This window comes from Mariniphaga sediminis (genome assembly GCF_003573545.1).
Taxonomy (GTDB): domain Bacteria; phylum Bacteroidota; class Bacteroidia; order Bacteroidales; family Prolixibacteraceae; genus Mariniphaga; species Mariniphaga sediminis.
This window is the reverse complement of record NZ_QWET01000002.1, coordinates 437,354-455,796: the sequence shown is the minus strand read 5'-3', so window position 1 is coordinate 455,796 and position 18,443 is coordinate 437,354. Positions and strand designations below refer to the sequence as shown.

The 18,443-nt window shown below is 42.7% G+C and carries 13 protein-coding genes and 1 pseudogene; 10 read left to right on the top strand and 4 right to left on the bottom strand.

Features of this window, described 5'->3' with window-relative positions; translation table 11 throughout:
• The 3 genes from D1164_RS23720 to D1164_RS23715 all read left to right on the top strand — a co-directional run.
• Positions 1 to 428: hypothetical protein (locus tag D1164_RS23720; RefSeq protein ID WP_172594332.1), on the top strand; the 428-nt coding region annotated here is incomplete at its 5' end.
• A gap of 9 nt (positions 429 to 437) precedes the next feature.
• Positions 438 to 1,577, top strand: coding sequence for a carbohydrate kinase family protein (locus D1164_RS04305; protein WP_119348688.1), 1,140 nt, complete (start codon positions 438 to 440; stop codon positions 1,575 to 1,577).
• 62 nt (positions 1,578 to 1,639) lie between these two features.
• Positions 1,640 to 1,786 (top strand): hypothetical protein, encoded by a 147-nt coding sequence (locus D1164_RS23715; RefSeq protein WP_172594331.1) that lies wholly within the window; start codon positions 1,640 to 1,642, stop codon positions 1,784 to 1,786.
• Between the two features lie 153 nt (positions 1,787 to 1,939).
• Here the strand turns inward: D1164_RS23715 and D1164_RS04300 are convergent.
• Positions 1,940 to 2,179, bottom strand: a pseudogene (locus D1164_RS04300) (transposase); the annotation flags it as partial.
• A gap of 236 nt (positions 2,180 to 2,415) precedes the next feature.
• On the opposite strand from D1164_RS04300, the gene D1164_RS04295 reads away from it, so the two are divergent.
• From D1164_RS04295 to uvrA, 3 genes are all read left to right on the top strand, one after another.
• A complete protein-coding gene (locus tag D1164_RS04295; protein ID WP_172594330.1) occupies positions 2,416 to 4,854 on the top strand; it encodes a carbohydrate binding family 9 domain-containing protein in 2,439 nt (812 codons plus the stop codon).
• Between the two features lie 1,264 nt (positions 4,855 to 6,118).
• On the top strand, positions 6,119 to 7,042 hold the full coding sequence (locus D1164_RS04275) for a lytic transglycosylase domain-containing protein (protein WP_119348683.1): 924 nt from the start codon (positions 6,119 to 6,121) through the stop codon (positions 7,040 to 7,042).
• A gap of 10 nt (positions 7,043 to 7,052) precedes the next feature.
• On the top strand, positions 7,053 to 9,920 hold the full coding sequence (uvrA, locus tag D1164_RS04270; protein ID WP_119348682.1) for an excinuclease ABC subunit UvrA: 2,868 nt from the start codon (positions 7,053 to 7,055) through the stop codon (positions 9,918 to 9,920).
• A gap of 512 nt (positions 9,921 to 10,432) precedes the next feature.
• On the opposite strand, the gene D1164_RS04265 is transcribed toward uvrA, so the two are convergent.
• Entirely contained in the window at positions 10,433 to 12,079 is a 1,647-nt protein-coding gene (locus D1164_RS04265) for a sialidase family protein (protein WP_119348681.1), read from the bottom strand.
• Positions 12,080 to 12,411: 332 nt separating this feature from the next.
• On the opposite strand from D1164_RS04265, the gene D1164_RS04260 reads away from it, so the two are divergent.
• Together D1164_RS04260 and malQ are read left to right on the top strand one after the other, a co-directional pair.
• Positions 12,412 to 13,509, top strand: coding sequence for a Gfo/Idh/MocA family protein (locus tag D1164_RS04260; protein WP_119348680.1), 1,098 nt, complete (start codon positions 12,412 to 12,414; stop codon positions 13,507 to 13,509).
• Complete coding sequence (gene malQ, locus D1164_RS04255; RefSeq protein ID WP_172594329.1) at positions 13,502 to 14,986, top strand: 4-alpha-glucanotransferase; 1,485 nt, start codon at positions 13,502 to 13,504, stop codon at positions 14,984 to 14,986. The genes D1164_RS04260 and malQ overlap by 8 nt, the downstream gene beginning before the upstream one ends.
• 1 nt (position 14,987) lies before the next feature.
• On the opposite strand, the gene D1164_RS04250 is transcribed toward malQ, so the two are convergent.
• Both D1164_RS04250 and D1164_RS04245 read right to left on the bottom strand, forming a co-directional pair.
• On the bottom strand, positions 14,988 to 15,791 hold the full coding sequence (locus D1164_RS04250) for an alpha/beta fold hydrolase (RefSeq protein WP_119348678.1): 804 nt from the start codon (positions 15,789 to 15,791) through the stop codon (positions 14,988 to 14,990).
• A gap of 139 nt (positions 15,792 to 15,930) precedes the next feature.
• Positions 15,931 to 16,653: a pyridoxine 5'-phosphate synthase gene (locus tag D1164_RS04245; RefSeq protein ID WP_119348677.1), complete on the bottom strand. Its 723-nt coding sequence runs from the start codon at positions 16,651 to 16,653 to the stop codon at positions 15,931 to 15,933.
• A 65-nt stretch (positions 16,654 to 16,718) separates the two neighbouring features.
• On the opposite strand from D1164_RS04245, the gene D1164_RS04240 reads away from it, so the two are divergent.
• Together D1164_RS04240 and D1164_RS04235 are read left to right on the top strand one after the other, a co-directional pair.
• Positions 16,719 to 17,384 (top strand): CBS domain-containing protein, encoded by a 666-nt coding sequence (locus tag D1164_RS04240; protein ID WP_147372023.1) that lies wholly within the window; start codon positions 16,719 to 16,721, stop codon positions 17,382 to 17,384.
• Positions 17,385 to 17,394: 10 nt separating this feature from the next.
• Complete coding sequence (locus tag D1164_RS04235; protein WP_119348675.1) at positions 17,395 to 18,276, top strand: NAD kinase; 882 nt, start codon at positions 17,395 to 17,397, stop codon at positions 18,274 to 18,276.
• Positions 18,277 to 18,443: the final 167 nt, after the last annotated feature.

Sequence of the window (18,443 nt, the reverse complement as noted above, 5' to 3'; positions counted from 1 at the left end):
AGAGTGCTGCCTATCTTGAGTTTTATGAGTTTTTTGAGAACAGTGTTTTGATGGGGGTCCCCGATTATGTCCCGGCGGAAGTAGTGGAAGGAAAAGTAAAGGTAAAACCGGCCGCATTCGGAAATATCGGCGGCGGCCTGCTGAACATCTCAACCATGAAGACCGGCAGGCTTACCCTGGCCAGGTTGTCCAACACCGGTAACCGGTACAGCATGCACATCTGCACCGGCGAAGGAAAACTAAAAGCCTGGGAAGAGGCCGGCTGGGATTACCCGGCGCCCCAATTGCCCAGCCTGGATATCCACCTGGATGTGCCGGTAGATGATTTTGCACAGAAAATATCGGGGCAGCATTATATTATTGCCTATGGCGACCACACCGGGCCCTTGAAAGACTATTGTTATTTAAAAAACATCGAAGTTGTATAAATAGCTGGTATGGAAAAACAGTACGACGCCGTGATTGCCGGTTACACCTGTGTTGATTTAGTCCCGGGGTTCAGAAAAAATTCTCCGGTAGCAGGCACCTCCGGTTTTTTTAAGCCCGGAAAGCTCATTGAAATCGGGGGGATGGATTTTGTATTGGGAGGTGTACCGCCCAATACCGGGCTGGCCATGAAAAAGTTTGGGAAGAAGGTATTTTTAAACGGGCTGATTGGTGAGGATTTTATTGGCGAAATAGCAGCGCAGGGGTTAACCCGTGCCGGGGTTTCCTTCAACATGATAAAAACAGGAGGGGCAGGTACTGCTTTCAGTATTGTACTGGCCCCTCCCGGGGTGGACCGTATATTTTTGGAATCACCGGGCTGTAACCGGGTTTTTGGCATGGAGCACATCGACTTTGACGCCATACAAAAATCGAGGCTTTTCCATTTTGGCTATCCGCCGCTGTTACGGGAGTTTTACCTGAATAACGGGCAGCAGCTGCAGCAAATGTACGGGGAAGTTCAGAAAATGGGCGTTGTTACCTCCCTTGACTTCAGTCTTCCCGACCCCGAAAGCGAATCGGGGAAAGTCAACTGGCCGGAGGTACTGGAAAGAACGCTTCCCGGTGTGGATATATTTGTCCCGAGCCTGGAAGAGCTCATTCAAACGATGGTCCCGGAAGCGTATGCAAAAATACAATCATTGCCCGGGGACACAGAGATTGTGGACAAAATCCCCCTTGACCTGGTAAAACAGGCCGGGCGCAGGATTATCGGTTTGGGGGTAAAAATCCTGCTGGTAAAGATGGGGCACCGGGGGGCCTTGCTTTTGTCAGGAAATATCTCTTCCTTAAACAAAAAAGCTGGCTTTGCTTTGGAGGAAAACAAATGGAACAACCGTGAAATACTGTGTGGCGCCTACAAGGTGGATAAATCAAAGGGGATTAATGCTACCGGGGCAGGAGATACGGCAGTGGCGGCATTTCTTACGGCGGTATTAAATGGTGAATGCCCCGAAGCAGCTGTTAAGTATGCAGCCATGGCTGGAAGGGAGAGCCTGTACTGCGAAAATATTTATAAAGAGATAGGCAGCTGGGAGCAACTGGCCCATAAAATACATGTTGAGCAAAATGAACTAAAATGCTTCTTGTAAATGGCATTAGTATCCGGAGTATCTTACCCTGAAATAACTTGACGTAAAAAGTGTCAGAAAAAATGAAAAAAGGGAAAGAAATCATGTTGACAGACTCCATGGAGGGATTTCAGGGAAAGGCAATTAATTACCATGATTATGAAGTAAGTTTTCGCCGATGGCTGGTCATTCAGATCGACTCAGGTAATATAACTTGCCAGGAAGCTTGAAAAGCAGTTGGAACGGACGCAGATGAAGAACGCGGCGCTGAACACGATGATTGATATTGCCGAAAACGACTACAAACTTGAAATCAGAAAAAAGTCTGGACCCAAACAGGAGATGTACTGGCGCGCATGTATCCTATGGTTTCCAAGGCGGTACTATGCGAACTGTTTGGGTTTACCCGCCAGGCCTGGTACGACAGCAAGAAACGTCAATCCGGAAATCAGGTTTGCCAGAAAGTTCTCAAAACTTCTGTGCCTGGTATGTTCTATTTGACATTGATTTTTAAGTTCATCATTAACTATCTCCGTCAGAGCTCTTTTTCTTAGTGAAATCATATCCTGAATATGCATCAGTGAGTTTTTTATGTTTTTACGAATCTTTGTAATCAGATGTATCCCTCCTTAACTTTGTCAAATTCTTTGCAGAATTCAAAGATAAGATAGAAAATTTCGGTAGTTTTATGCTCCATATTGAGCAAGGCTTTGTTTTTGTATATATTTGAATTTTAGACACTTTAACGTAATAGAAGCCTTGCTTTTTTACAACAATTATTTTTAGTTTCTTATATCGAACTCACGTTAATATTATGTTTTGGTATTTTAGGGCAAATTTTTTTCAAACCAATGATGCAATGAGATTCGACACAGTAAAGGAAAATTTAGGAAGCATGGAATGTGCTTTTTTGATTATTGGTAGCTATCTAAGATTCAAAAAATCCGGCAATATAAAATCAATCTTTCTGTTATTTTTACTTTTCTTTTCCTTCAATTCATTTGGACAGAGGGAGATGCAATTCAACCACTATTCACCTGCATATTTTGATTCTATCAGGCTATTGGTATATGATACGGCAACGGAACATTACGTGATTGAGGCCCATCGCCTGTCGGGAGAAAATGAAATTGTAATTGATGGACAATTAAACGAGCCCGCCTGGTGGAAAGCTGAGCACAAAGGCAATCTTTTGGAAAAGGAGCCTTTCCCGCTAATCCCCATGAGCGAAGAAACCGAATTTGCCATTTTACATGATGATGAGAATCTATACATTGGTGTATGGTGTTGGGACTCTGAACCCGGTAAAATTATTCAGCAGTTATCCCCACGTGGGACTTCAGCGCCAGATCACCTAATGTTTTTTATTGACAGCTACCACGACCACCGTACCGGATATAAATTTGTAGTGTCGCCAACGGGTGTGCAGGTTGATGAACTTCGGTATGATGACATAAAACGTGACAACAACTGGAATGGAATATGGTATTCAGAAGGGAGTGTTGATGAAAATGGCTGGTATGCAGAAGTTAAGATTCCTTTTTTTAATTTCAGGTATCCACGCGACAGCACTCAAACCTGGGGATTTAACCTGATGAGAAATATTTCGAAGAATGCCTCCCGCGGGCAATGGAAACCGCATTTACCGGAATGGGATAATACTACCCGTATGTCGCAGTTGGGACACATTGAAAATATCAGGAATATTCATTCCGGCAGAACTTTTGAAATCAGACCGTATGGCGTAGCCAGTTTTTCAGAATCGGCAGCTCAGAATTCATTAAAAACATTTAGTTTTGGAGGAGACATCCGGTACAGCCCCGGCCCTAACCTCACTGCGGATTTTACATTTAATCCCGATTTTGCGCAGGTAGATGCCGATATTTTTGAGATTAATCTGACCCGGTTTCCTACCCGTTTTAAAGAACTCCGTCCGTTTTTCACGGAAAGGATAAATATTTTCAATACTCCGCTGGAGTTATTTTACAGCCGCAGGATTGGTGCAAAAGGGGATATTCTCGGAGGAATAAAAATGACCGGGAAGTTACAACATGGAATTGAATTTGGGGTATTGGGAAACCTCACCGGCAAATCCTTATTTTCCAGTTCCGTACAAAATGTAGAAAATGCCCTGTTTAGTGTCATGCGGGTCAAAAAAGATATTTTGGGTTCAAGTAATGTAGGAATTTTAGCGGCAACAAAAGAAGACGCTGAAAACTATAACCGGATTGTGGGTGTTGATGGAAGTTTCATGCTAAACACAAATAATATAGTTGATTTTCAGGTTGCCTCCGGGCAAACTGAAATGGAGTATGACCACAATATGGCATATAATCTGGCGTATGTTCGAACCGGTGATTTGATGGGGGTTAAATTAAATTTCGATCGTGTAGAACCTGCTTTCGAAATTAACCGGGTGGGATATATTCAAAAAGAGCCTGACCGTGGCTGGAACAAATGGATTGGCCTTTTCCGGATTAGTCCCCGGATAAATAAATACCATATTCGCAGGATAACAGCCAACCTCGAATATGAAAACAAAAAAGATCTCTTTACATCGCGATACATTGATCGATGGCTTGAAATATACCCGGACTTTATTCCCGACCAGAAATTTGGGACAGTTGTTCAGACCGACACGGGCGAACGAACAATAAGCGGGGGAATAAAAGAAGCAAATAATTTCGAAACAGGCGGAGATTTAACCGTAAATTTCATAAATGAAATGTCTGTTTTTGCTGAATTAAAATACTTTTCCGACACTGAATTAACCGGCAGTTATTCCGGAAACGTCATAAAAATGAGCTATGCAACCAGGCCTTTGAGTTTAGGTCCTCAATTTGCAGGAAAGTTGTCGGCATCAAAGGGCACATTATACAATTTTGACCAAAAATATGTTGGCAGCCAAAAAAGTCTTTCTGCTGATGGAGAAGGCCGGTTTATGCATAATATAATAACCAAACTTCAGGGAGGTTTCACCAAAACATATAACCCGGAAAATGAGAACGACGGCCGATACTTCAAATTATCGTCTAATACCACATGGATGTTTACAAAAGACTTTTTTATCCGTGTGCATGCCCAGGGAATATTTGGCACAACATACTATGAACAAAAACAAATCTACAACGATTACTTACTCAGTGGTCTGCTCAGCTGGGAATACCAGCCGGGAAGTTTTCTTTACCTGGCCTACAATGAAGCCCGTTTCGATATTTTAGATTCAGGTATAGACAGAAACTTTGATTTTAAAAATCGTACGGTAGTTTTAAAGGTATCTTATTTCTTTAGTATTTAACGGTTCTTTGTCAATCAGGGGTAACACAAGTGCGCAGATGAAGAATGTGTGTATCCCTTCTATCAACCCCGTCTTGTTAGATGACTCCAGGGGGTGGTTGTGGACATTGAGTATTAGTTATTTATTATTGGATATTTTTACTGTTTTTCAGGAAATATTCGATGTAGAAAAAAATATTTTAGTTGGCAAAACTACTCTGCGGCTCTCTGTGTCTTCTCTGTGTCCTCTGTGGTTAGATAAAAAAGTTAACTACAAACAACCACAAAGGAGATGAAGAGAGGATTGGAAATATGTTTCTTTTTTCGGAAAATACCCAATGCAGAATACTCAATGTTTAATATCCAAATAGCAGTTTTTTGTTGGGTATTGGTTGTTGATTATTGGAAATTTCTTTTTTTTCTCAGAAATATCCAATGTAGAAAAAAACATTTGGGTTGGTAAAACTACTCCGTGGTTCTCTGTGTCTTCTCTGCGCCCTCTGTGGTTAAAGAGAATAAACCGGTAACAAAAGTCAGCGATAAAATAGGAAGCTGCACGAAAGAACAGGAAGAAGAATTTTATCTGTTCCTTTTATCAGGAATAAGACAGAAAGGAGTAAACATTTCCAGGGATAAAAAATTAAATAGTTTTGTAAACCAGTCATTGCAGAATAAGCATTTATACCTATCAGAAATAAAAGTTAAACCTGTCAAGCTATTTTAGGAAATTACATCGGGAGGTAGAAAATTTTCGTTGGGGCGGGACATTTTTCGTTGGGAACACAAAAAATCGTAGCGGGGAAGCTCAAATTCCGCTGGGGCCGTGAGAAATTACGCCGGGGCGGGTCATTTTCCACTGGGAGTATGAAATTTTCCGTCGGGGAGAGTCAAATCCCACAGGGGCGCTTAAAATCAGCAATTTGTAGGGACCTGTACGTAGCGTTTTTTAAGTTTGTCCTGCTTTTTCCAGTACACATACTGGCCATATTCGCAAATTATCCGGGCCTTTCCCCTTTGCTGGCGCTGATCTGTGATCAGTGTCCCGGGCTAAAAAACAAATATTTTTCTGGCTTCTCGTATTTCATCCACCCATTCTTTCAGGTAGGTGTAGCTTAACCACCGTTGACTATGGCAGATAGACTTTTCTTTTTACAAGACAATTGTGAACAAGGAACATGAAACATTCGTTCTTAAACTTTCAGATACATGGTTGAATCGAATAATTTTTCGTTGGCAACCAGCAAGTAAAAATGTAATTTTACGTTTTTTAAAAAAGTGAAAAACGAATGAAGCAGAAAAAGTGGTGGAGAATTGTAGTGCCATTTATTGTTGTGGCGTGTGTAGGGGTGATTGTTCTTTTTAGCATGGGCTCTTCGTATGAAGGTGAATCCAAAACGATAAGTACAGAAGCGCCAACGGTGTTTAAGTCAGTAAAAATTCCTGATTCGGTTTCGTTTGCAGGAGAGCCGGTCCCACTTGAAAGGTTCGATATAAAGGAATCGCTCGACCGCGAGTTGCTGGTCAACTCCTATTTTCATTCGCAAACCATTCGCTATATTAAACTGGCTCCACGCTATTTCCCTGTTATCGAACCCATTTTAAAAGAAAAAGGTGTTCCGGATGATTTTAAATACCTGGCAGTAGCCGAGAGCGGATTGAACCCGAGGGCTGTTTCTTATGCAGGAGCCGTGGGATTCTGGCAGTTTTTAAAGGGAACAGCCCGTGATTATGGCCTGGAGGTAAATGAAGAGGTGGACGAACGCTACCATGTGGAGAAGGCAACTTACGCTGCATGTGACTATCTTCTGGACGCTTACCAAAAATACGAATCCTGGGCAATGGTGGCGGCGTCTTACAATAGAGGAATGAACGGAGTGGATCGGCAGGTTACGCGACAGAAAAGTGATTCGTATTACGACATGCTTTTTGGGGAAGAAACCGGTCGGTATGTATTTCGGATTATTGCATTCAAGTTAGTTTTGGAAAGCCCGGAAACGTACAATTTTGTTGTGGCAGAAGAAGAAAAATACCCGTTAATTTCGAGCAGGGAGGTAACTATTTCCGGCAGGGTGGAAGATTTTGCCGAATTTGCTATAGCAGAAGGAATAAATTACAAGCTTTTAAAAGACTTCAATCCCTGGTTAAGAGAAAACTATCTGACCAATGCCCGCAATAAACAATATACCGTAAAAATTCCGGTACTGGAATAAATGATAAATCATGCAGGAGACAATATATACAGAAGATTTGGTTTTAGATGAAGGAGTTGAACCGGAAGAAAAAATTGTGGTTCAGGGGGCGCGGGTGCACAACCTGCGCGATATTGATGTTGAAATACCGAGAAATAAACTTACTGTTATTACCGGCCTGAGCGGGAGTGGAAAATCATCACTTGCTTTCGATACCATTTATGCCGAAGGCCAGCGACGTTACATCGAAACGTTTTCTGCCTATGCCCGTTCCTTTCTCGGAAACCTTGAACGGCCCGACGTGGATAAAATCACCGGACTCAGCCCTGTCATTTCCATTGAACAAAAGGTGACTACCCGCAACCCCCGATCAACGGTAGGTACTGTGACCGAAATATATGATTTTTTGCGCCTGTTGTACGCCCGTGCAGCCGAAGCATTTTCATATAACACGGGCGAAAAGATGGTGAAATATACCGAAGAAAAAATTCTGCAACGGATTAAAAATGATTTCTCAGGGAAACGTATTCACATACTTGCGCCGGTGGTAAAAGGGAGGAAAGGCCACTACCGCGAACTTTTCGAACAAATACGGAGAAAAGGGTTTCTTCATGCCCGGGTGGATGGTGAAATTACAGAAATCAGGCATAACCACCGGGTAGATCGGTATAAAAACCATTTTATTGAAATAGTAATTGATAAACTGGTTGTGGATGGAGCCGGAGATAAGCGACTCAAGGAGAGCGTTCAAACTGCTATGAAACACGGTCATGGAATTTTGATGATCCTTGATCATGACACGGACGAAATAAAATATTATAGCAGACTTCTCATGTGCCCTACCACAGGTATTTCATACAGTGAGCCGGCACCTCATAATTTTTCTTTTAACTCTCCGCAAGGTGCTTGTCCTAAATGCAACGGATTGGGAAGAGTTACGGAGATCGATATTGAAAAAATTATTCCAGATCAGGATAAAAGCATTGCCAAAGGAGGTATTGCTCCGTTGGGGGCTTATCGTAACTCATTAATATTTTGGCAAATTGAGGCGTTGGGTGAAAAGCTTGGATTCACCCTGAAAACTCCGGTTAAAAATATTCCGGAGGAAGGATTGCAGGCTGTGTTATTTGGTACCAACGAGCGCATTCAGTTAAAAAATACTCCGCTGGGCACCAGCATGAATTATATGATGAGTTACGATGGTGTCGTGAAATACATTGATAGCCAGAGGGAAGACAATCCGGCTAAAAAAGCGCAGAAGTGGGCAAATCAATTCGTGAAAACAACGGTTTGCCCGGAATGTAAAGGTCACCGGCTTAAAAAGGAATCACTTTATTTTAGAGTCGACGGAAAAAATATTTCGGAACTGGCCCAAATGGATTTGAACGAACTGGGAGAGTGGTTTCAAGGGCTTGAAGAACGGCTGACTGACCGACAGCGAAAAATCGGGACAGAGGTTATTAAGGAAATTCGGGACCGGCTGGGTTTTATGCTGGGAGTGGGCCTGGATTACCTGGCGCTCGACCGCACTGCTCAAAGTCTCTCCGGAGGTGAGTCCCAACGAATCCGATTGGCGACACAAATCGGTTCTCAACTGGTAAATGTGCTTTATATACTCGATGAGCCCAGTATTGGTTTGCACCACCGTGATAACCTGAAACTGATTCAGGCGCTGGAACAACTGCGTGATAGCGGAAACTCTGTTGTTGTTGTGGAACATGACAAAGATACAATGCTGCATGCTGACTGGCTTATCGACATGGGGCCTTTTGCCGGCCGGCATGGGGGAGAAGTAGTGGCAGCAGGGCCCCCGAAAGAGGTTTTGGCAACTGATACACTCACTTCAGATTACCTGAACAATCGCAGAAAAATTGAGATACCTTCCAAACGGCGCACGGGGAGTGGCAACGTTTTAACCGTTACCGGGTGCACCGGGAATAACCTGAAAAATGTAAGTCTGGATATTCCATTGGGTACTTTTATTTGTGTTACAGGCGTTTCGGGCAGCGGAAAATCAACGCTGATTAATGAAACGTTGCAGCCCATCCTGAGCCAGCATTTTTATAAATCGGTACAGGATCCGTTGCCTTATAAATCGGTAAAGGGGTTGGAGCATGTTGACAAGGTTATCCGCGTGGACCAGTCTCCAATTGGACGCACTCCACGGTCGAACCCGGTTACGTATACCGGAGTTTTTTCTGATATCCGCAGCTTGTTTGCCCAACTGCCGGAGGCAAAAATAAGGGGGTACAAGCCGGGCCGGTTTTCGTTTAATGTGAAAGGGGGACGATGCGAAGAATGTCAGGGAGGGGGAATGAAACTCATTGAAATGAATTTTCTCCCGGATGTATATGTGCATTGCGATAAATGCAATGGTAAACGGTATAACCGTGAGACACTGGAAGTACGTTACAAAGGGAAATCGATCAGCGATGTGCTGGAAATGACCATCAACCAGGGCGTGGAGTTTTTTGAAAGTATCCCCTCTATTGCTGTGAAGTTGAAAACGTTGAAGGAAGTGGGGTTGGGATACATCACACTGGGACAATCTTCCACGACTTTATCGGGAGGCGAATCACAGCGTGTGAAACTGGCTGCTGAACTGGCCAAGCGCGATACGGGCAAAACAATTTATATTCTCGACGAGCCAACAACGGGTCTTCATTTTGAAGACATCCGGGTGTTGTTGAGTGTGTTGAATAAACTGGTTGACAGAGGAAATACAGTGATTGTAATTGAGCACAACATGGATGTCATAAAAGTAGCTGATTACGTTGTCGATCTTGGCCCTGAAGGTGGAAAAAACGGAGGCAAAATTCTTTGTGCCGGAACCCCCGAAGAAATTTCCGGAGTAAAAAAATCATATACGGCAAAGTTTCTGAAAGAAGAATTGAGATAGTTTTGAATATCAGGAAAAAGAAAAGGGCAGCTCAATAGCCGCCCTTATTAATGTTAACCCCCAAACACACAAGCAATACAGGACGTATTGCACTACAAATGTAAAATTAATATTAAACTTTTCAAAATTTTTACGAAAAATATTCTGATGTAATCATAATTTACCTGAAGTTGTTAAGAAGTAAGTATTGATAAGGATGTGTATTCGTTTTGTGTTGAAAATAAGCGGGTTATTTTATTGTTTCAGCGGTTTGTTATAGGGAGTAGGTGTGCAATAAAAAGTGATTTATTTCGATGTGAAATTTTGGTATTCGAAGAAAAGTATCAAAGTAGAAGATCGTCAGGTATTTCTGATATTCTTTTTGTTAGAATGGGATGCTGGCGGTTTAGTTATCGATGCAGTATATTTTGCAGTACAACAGGAGCGAAGGAATATTTACTTAGCGACTTGATGTAATTTGGTCAATCCGGATGTATCAAAACAAACCGGCTCCCTTAAACCACCTCAATAATTCAGTTGAATCCACCCAGAATGTCCCGTACGGAAATTTTCTGAAAATAAAGCTCTTTCACTCCTTCGTACAGTATTCCTACCGTATTTTCATCAACCATAGTCATACAGGAGTAGCCGAATCCACGTGTTTCGTTTAGTTCTGCCTGGTTTTTTTCAGGCCATGTGTTGCCACTGTCCAGACTGGTTTTAATGGTCAGATTAGTGCGGGCTTCCCTGTTGTTGGGATTGGAAAAGAAAAGTACCTTCTGTTTTTGCCCGTCAATTTCAACATCAGCAGAAATAAGACTGGCCATGCAGTTGGGCTCGGGCAATACTGAATTGGAAGACGGGTGAATTGTCCATGTTTTGCCTAAATCGGAAGTAACCGCTACCGCCCGTCCATTGGTTTCGTCTTTTATTTTACGATTTCGATCGTCGCGCATATTGAGCATCAGACTGCCATCGGCCAGTTGTGCTACCTGCGATTCAGTGGTGTTTGGTTTGGCACCGGTGCCAATATGCCAGGTTTCCCCGCTGTCATGGCTGTAGATAATAGTGGAATGGCAGGTATATTGTCCGCCGTCGATGGCTTTTTCTCCCAGATCGGCTTTAAACTGCGCCGGAAAAACCAGGGTGCCGTCATCAAGGGTAATTCCCCGCCCCGGACCTTGCAGCAACAATTGCCATTCGGGGTCTTTTATTTGTTTGGTAATATTGATGGGGTCTGACCAGGAGAGACCATCATCAGTGCTTTTTGTCAGCATAAACTGACCTGTCTCTTCAGGAGTCATTCCAGGTTTTGAATCCCACCAGAGGCCGGCGTCTGGAGAGGGGCCACTCATCCATAAAGCTGCTACCCATAATGTTTCGGTGATATGGTCGTAGAGCACACACGGGTCTCCGATTCCGTTTGAATTTTCCGGGCGACCGCCCCATTCCCCCATGTCCATAATCACGCGCATGGGCTCCCAGCTCTGTCCTCCATCTGTACTGCGACTCATGCCAATGTCAATGTTCCCCTGAAGGTCACTAACGTTGTCGTAACGATTGTCATAAACGGCAATCAGTGTTCCGTTGTTTGTGGTTACCAGCCCGGGAATCCGGTAGGTATCGCAATTGTCTTGTCCTGCTGCCCTGAGCACTTTGGCCGGGCGGTAAGCAAAATCCGCGGGTGTCTCCAGTATCAGGTTTTCCTTTGCCCCAAAGTCCAGTTCAACATTTTTTATCCGAAAGCTTTTCTCAAGCGAGGCATTATCTTTTATCCTAAAATTGAAGGAGAGAAGGTGGCGACCCGCTTCAAGTGTTAAAGAGCCCCTTATTTTAATTTGTTCTGAATTAAATTTTTTAGTTTCTCCAAAGACTGAAAGAGAATCTTTGCTGGTTTCAGTTTTTGCATGTTGAACTACTACTGATTCCAAAAATCCGGTCTGGCTGTTTTTTCCAAGATGGAAAACTATTGATTCTAATTCAAGGGGTTCTTCTCCTTCGGGAACCGTTAGTTCCAGTTCAACGGCATTGTTATTTTTCTTTTCGATAAAAAGAGGTATTTTTTTTAGTATAATGTTTTTATGACTGAATTCCGGGAGCGTTCTTTGGTTTGTAACGGAGCAACTCAGGATAAAAGCCAAGGGAAAAAGCAAGCTGAATAAATGATATTTTATTTTCATCAGTTGTAATTATTTAATGAGTTGCCAAAAGTTGATTTCTGAAAAAGAAAATGATGTAAAGTGCAGAATTTCATTTTCTAAAATCTTATCGTGTTGAACAAAAATAAAATAAAAAGTGAGAGTTTTCCCGTTTTTAATCTGGGTAATTCGGGGAAGAATGCCCAAGTGGAATATTATCAGGTGTTTAAGTTTTTTGTTGAAGATTAGCTAGTTTTTTGTGCAGGTTATTCGCAATGTTTTTTGGCGTTACGTTAAATGAACTTATCAAACAAAGCAATTATTGTACTTTCTTCCCGAATCGCTATTTTTGAGAAAATTTTGAAAAATACTTTATGCAAAAAATACATATTGGATTTTTGGGAGCCGGGGGAATTGCCCGTGCACATGCCTATGCCCTTCAGTCATTAAAGTTTTATTATGACGAGATTCCGGAGTTGGTTTTTGAATCAGTAGCTTCGGCACGGAAAGAGAGCCGTGAGAGTTTTGCCGCAAATTACGGTTTTACTTCAGCGCAAACAGTGGATGAATTTTCACGGAATTCAAAAATCGAAGCTGTTTTTATTATGGGGCCGAACAATGTCCATTTTGAGCATTTGAAGCTTGCATTGAACATGCCCCGGGTAAAATATATTTACCTCGAAAAACCTGTTTGTGCTTCGTTAGAGGAAGAAGAGGCGATGAAAAAATTGGAAGAGGAAGTTGCCAGGGATGTAAAAATACAAGTAGGTTTTCAGTATTTACAAACCTCGTCGGTACGCGAAGCAATGCAGTTCTGGAAGTCGGGAAAACTGGGTAAACCTGTTCATTTCGATTTGAAATATTATCACGGTGATTACCTGCAACCAGCATACCGCGAAAAGCGAGTAACCCGCCTGACTCCGGCGCCTGATGGCGGCGCCATGGCTGATTTGGGATCGCATGGAATTAGCCTGCTGATGGCTTTTTTAGGGGAAGAACTGCAAATTGCCAGTGCACTGCAAGGTGGTGAGTTTCCTGATGTTCCGGCAGGATCCGATCTGTTTAGTTCTCTTTCTCTGGTGGACCCGAAAACCGGTGCGGTGGGAAATATGTCAGCCAGTCGTATCAGTTCAGGAACAGGTGATCTTGTGCACTTGGAATTGTATGCAGAAGGAGGTGCTTTGAGGTATTCTTCGAAAAAATCGGAGTATTATGAATATTACCTGGAAGGCTCCGGGCAGTGGGTTAAACAGATGGTGGGAAGTAACTATAAGCCGGTTACCAGTTTCCCTTCCGGGCATGTGCCTCCGGGGTGGCTACGCTCCATGGTGCATGCACATTACGTGTTCTTCACCGGAGGTGATCCGAAAGCCTTTTTATCTGACCTGAAACATGGCCTGGCCGTACAACGAATTGTGCGCGAAACGGCAGAACACCTTTCTGAATTCCGAAATAAATTCCGAAATGGTTGAGCGAAATAGCGGCATTCTGCTGCATATCACTTCGCTCCCTGGTCCGGAAGGAATTGGAACATTGGGTAAAGAAGCTTTCCGGTTTGTAGATTTTCTGGAGCAGACCGGGCAAAAGCTTTGGCAGATTTTGCCCCTGGGCCCGGTGGGGTATGGGAGTTCACCCTATCAGTGTTATTCTGCTTTTGCCGGAAATCCGCTGCTCATTAATTTAGATCTTGTGTCTGAATGTGGACTCCTTTCCAAAAAGAACCTGGAAAACCGTCCCCGATTTTCATCGGCGGAGGTCGATTTTCAGAAAGTGGAGGAATGGAAATATCCACTTTTGAAACAGGCTTTTGAAAATTTTCAGTCGAAAAAGAATGAGGCGCTTGAAGTTGAATACCATCATTTTTTAAAAGAACATACCTGGTGGTTGCACGATTATGCGCTGTTCATGTCTGCCAGGAATCATTTTAATAATTTGCACTGGAGTGACTGGGAGCATGATTTGAAGTTTCGGAAGAAGAAGGCTTTGCAAGAATATAGCGAACTGCTTTCCGTGGAAATCGAATTTCGGAAGTTTAAGCAGTTCCTGTTTTTTAAGCAATGGTTTGGTTTGAAAGATTATGCCCGATCGAAAAAGGTACAGATTTTTGGCGACATGCCGCTTTATGTTTCGGGCGACAGTGTGGATGTTTGGACCAATACCGACATTTTTATGTTGGATGAAACCTTCAAGCCTACACATGTTGGAGGTGTGCCGCCAGACTATTTTAGTGAAACGGGCCAGCTTTGGGGGAACCCGCTTTTCGATTGGGGGCGCCTGGAAGAGCGGGAATTCGACTGGTGGCTGGCACGACTACATTTTAACCTGAATCTGTTTGACAATGTTCGTATCGATCATTTCCGGGGGTTGGAATCTTTCTGGTCAGTCCCGGCAGACGAAAATACAGCAATTAACGGGGAGTGGCTGCCTGCCAAAGGATATCAACTTCTGAAAAAGTTTAAGGAACAGGTAGATTACCTGCCTCTGATTGCGGAAGATTTGGGGGTAATTACCCCGGAAGTGGAACAATTACGCAATGATTTTAGGTTGCCGGGGATGAAAGTTTTACAGTTTGGTTTCAGCTCTGATGCAAAAAGCCAACATTTGCCACATAATTACCGGCCCCGTTTTGTCGCCTACACTGGTACGCATGATAATGACACAACCCTGGGATGGCTGCACTCTCTGAAGGGAGAAGAAAGGAAGCTGGTTCGGCGCTATCTGGGCAGGCCGGGAAAAAGAGCATTGAAAAAAGGGATTGAATGGATTTGGGCTTCGGCTGCCCAAAGTGCTGTGATGCCCATGCAAGATCTACTTGGACTGGGAACCCATGCCCGTCTCAACACTCCGGGTGTTGCCAATGGAAACTGGAAGTGGCGGTTCAGTTGGAGGCAGTTAAGAGTGAAGCATAAAACATTTTTGGCTGAAATTACCCGAAAATATAATCGATAAGTTAGCAGCACCGCATTACTGCTTCCATAAATTCATTTGGTTTTTCTGCGTGCAGCCAGTGGCCTGCGCCGGGAATATCCACAATGCTTGCCTCAGGGTAGATTTCTTTAATCAATGGAATATCTTCATCCATAATGTAATTTGATCTCAGCCCGCGGATAAAAATTACCGGGTAGCTGGTTATCGGGATTCGGTCTTCAAACCATTGCCGGTTCACACCACTTATAATCTCGTCTAAATAGTCGTAAAGCACATCCACATTCAGCCGCCAGTTGTATTGTTTGGTTTTTTTATCTTTTGCCACATTCTTTAGCAAAAACTTCCGGATGCGTTCATCGTCTATTTTTTCAGAAAGCAGGTCGTCCACATCATTCAGTTTTTTTATCCGGCTAAAATCCAGTTCCTGCATAGCCAGCAAAATATTGTGGTGAAGATAGTACTGGCTGTCCTTTTTTTGTATCAGGTAATTTTTGGGAGCTATGTCAGCAATGACCAGTTTTTCCACTTTTTCAGGGTAATCGGCTGCAAACCACATGGCTGTTTTCCCTCCCATACTATGGCCCAGCAACGTCGCTTTTTCAATGTGGTGGGTTTCGAAAAAATTAGCCAAATCATCCTTCATGGCGTTAAATGTATGCTCGTCTGCAAAGGGGGAGCGACCGTGGTTTCGCTGGTCAATCATAAAAACTGTGTGGCTTTCGCCCAGCTTCTTACCCATATTCACCCAGTTGTCCGAAGAGCCATAAAGCCCGTGAACAATAACAATTGCAGGTCCGTTTCCCTCTTTTCGGTAATAAAGTTTCATGCTATTTCATCTCATTTATATTATTTACTTCGGGCGGTACTTAGTTCTATTAATTTCAATATCTAAAAGATATCTGATAGAATGTACAGCTCATTTCGATGGAAATCGAATGAATCTCAATAGTGTTCAGATGATTAGTCTATCTTTTCGGTTTCAGGCAGTCGAGGTATTTTTGAATGGTTGTTTCCAGTCCCATATACAAGGCATCGGCAATGAGCGCATGACCGATGGAAACCTCTTCCAGGTTGGGAATATTTTGGTAGAAATAGTTTAAGTTCTCCAGGCTTAAATCGTGACCCGCATTTACCTCTATCCCAATATTGCCGGCAAATTTAGCTGCCTCAGCAAAAGGTTGAATCGCTTCTGCTCTTCCCAGTGGATAAAGTCGTGCATAGGGTTCGGTATATAGTTCGATCCTGTTGGTACCAGTTTCGGCAGCCCCTTCGATGACCTTCGGATTGGCATCTACAAAAATGGAAGTCCTGATCCCGTTTTCCTGCAACCTGCTGATTATCTCTTTCAGAAAGGATAAATTTTTCCAGGTATCCCAGCCATGATCACTGGTTAATTGTTTGTGAGTGTCTGGTACCAATGTTACCTGATCGGCTTTTACCTCCGTAACCATCTTTAAAAAATCTTCGCTCGGATAACCTTCAATGTTAAATTCAGTGGTAACCACAGGTTTTATCTCGTAAACATCTTTGCGGGTAATGTGGCGTTCATCTGGTCGTGGATGAACTGTAACTCCTTGCGCTCCAAATTTTTGGCAATTTATGGCAGCGTCTTTTACATTGGGGACATTTCCACCCCGGGAGTTTCGCAGTGTTGCTATTTTATTTATATTTACACTTAGTCTTGTCATTGATGTATTTTTGATGCGCAAGTTACAATTTTTCACGTTGAATTGGAAAAACAAAAAATAAAGAATTGCTGGCGAGTAGATTGATATCGGATGTTATTCCTGCCATCGGATGCGATGAAAAGGGGCAAAAGGCACTGAACTTTATGGATGTATTCAGGGTTTCGCACCTTCCGGTGGTCTGTGATGAGAGGTACCAGGGGTTGGTGTCGGATAAACTCATTTATGATTTGAACCTGCTGGAGGAACCCATTGGAAAAGAAAAGGAAAAGTTTGATACCACACATGTTCATGAAGATCAACATATTTTTGAAGTTGCTATGTTGATGTATAAACTGAAGTTGAGTGTAATTGCCGTTCTTGATTCAGACCATGGTTATATGGGGGCCATTACACTGTACGATTTGGCCAGACGTTTTGCCCGCTATTTTTCGTTGCAGGAAATTGGCGGTGTGGTTGTGCTGGAAGTGAATGTGAACGATTACTCACTGGCGCAAATTAGTCAGATTGTGGAGAGTAATGATACAAAGATACTTAGCTTTTTTATGAACCGATTACCCGGAACCAATACGCTGGAGTTGATATTAAAACTTGACAAGGAAGATTTGTCTCCTGTTATACAGGCGTTTACGCGCTACGATTATAACGTAAAAGGAACCTACCTCGACCACTCCATGTTAAGTGATTTGTACCAGGACAGGTATGAGCAATTTATGAAATTTATGAACATTTAAAACCCTGTAAATGAAAGTGGCTGTTTTTGGAACTTCTTTGTCGAAGAGGTTTTTCCCTGTTTTGGATGAATTTTTTGGCTTTCTTAAAACAAATAAAATTGAAGTTCAATTGTTCAGGCCATTTTATAACTTTTTAAAGAACGAACTGAATATTGTACCTTATTATACAACATTTTTTCAATCACCTTCCGACTTCGATAATACCAATCAGTTTATCTTCAGTGTAGGGGGAGATGGCACCTTTTTACATTCGGTTGTAAATATTCGCAATTTTGATATTCCTGTAGTAGGAGTGAACAGTGGAAGGCTCGGCTTTTTGGCCGACATTTCGCAGGAGCAGGTTCAAGGTGCCCTTACCGATATTTTTAATGACCGGTACAGTGTGGTGGAACGTTCATTGCTGGAAGTAGACTTTTGTGGCAGAAAGAACTTAAATTTCAATTTTGCCCTGAATGAATTGGCGGTGCTAAAAACGGATTCTTCTTCGATGATAAATATTTCGGCCAGGTGTGGGAATAACCTTCTGAACAATTACTGGTCCGACGGATTGATTGTTGCCACTCCTACGGGTTCTACTGCCTATTCTTTGAGCGTGGGTGGCCCTATCCTGACTCCGGATTCAGAGAACTTTGTCATCACTCCCCTGGCTCCTCATAACCTTACCATCAGACCGGTAGTGGTTCCTGATAAGTATGAGATTGAGCTAAAAGTGGAAGGAAGAGGTTCGCATTATCTGACTTCACTCGATTACCGTTCTGAGGCTGTGGAGTTATCAACTACCTTGAAAATCAGGAAGGCAAAAGTTACTTTAAAAACACTGCAATTACCCGATCAGGACTTTTTTAATACATTGAGAAACAAGCTGATGTGGGGGGCTGACAAACGCAATTAATTATTCTGGAAGGCTTAACAATTTTTAATCTTTCTTTGGGTTTTATAATAGCATTCGGGTATGTTATATTTAGAATTATATTACTTTTGTACCTCTTGAAAGCTGAATAATAAAGGGGCAAGTAAAGTAAGTTCGTTGAAAACCAGTCGATTGTGTGATGATTTTAT

What these genes read in the sequence shown, in the direction of transcription:
- D1164_RS04250 (WP_119348678.1), bottom strand. Translation starts at nt 15,791, where the DNA reads ATGAAACTTTATTACCGAAAAGAGGGAAACGGACCTGCAATTGTTATT.
- D1164_RS04260 (WP_119348680.1), top strand. Translation starts at nt 12,412, where the DNA reads ATGCAAAAAATACATATTGGATTTTTGGGAGCCGGGGGAATTGCCCGT.
- D1164_RS04235 (WP_119348675.1), top strand. Translation starts at nt 17,395, where the DNA reads ATGAAAGTGGCTGTTTTTGGAACTTCTTTGTCGAAGAGGTTTTTCCCT.
- D1164_RS04265 (WP_119348681.1), bottom strand. Translation starts at nt 12,079, where the DNA reads ATGAAAATAAAATATCATTTATTCAGCTTGCTTTTTCCCTTGGCTTTT.
- malQ (WP_172594329.1), top strand. Translation starts at nt 13,502, where the DNA reads ATGGTTGAGCGAAATAGCGGCATTCTGCTGCATATCACTTCGCTCCCT.
- D1164_RS04245 (WP_119348677.1), bottom strand. Translation starts at nt 16,653, where the DNA reads ATGACAAGACTAAGTGTAAATATAAATAAAATAGCAACACTGCGAAAC.
- D1164_RS04305 (WP_119348688.1), top strand. Translation starts at nt 438, where the DNA reads ATGGAAAAACAGTACGACGCCGTGATTGCCGGTTACACCTGTGTTGAT.
- uvrA (WP_119348682.1), top strand. Translation starts at nt 7,053, where the DNA reads ATGCAGGAGACAATATATACAGAAGATTTGGTTTTAGATGAAGGAGTT.
- D1164_RS23715 (WP_172594331.1), top strand. Translation starts at nt 1,640, where the DNA reads ATGAAAAAAGGGAAAGAAATCATGTTGACAGACTCCATGGAGGGATTT.
- D1164_RS04275 (WP_119348683.1), top strand. Translation starts at nt 6,119, where the DNA reads ATGAAGCAGAAAAAGTGGTGGAGAATTGTAGTGCCATTTATTGTTGTG.
- D1164_RS04295 (WP_172594330.1), top strand. Translation starts at nt 2,416, where the DNA reads ATGAGATTCGACACAGTAAAGGAAAATTTAGGAAGCATGGAATGTGCT.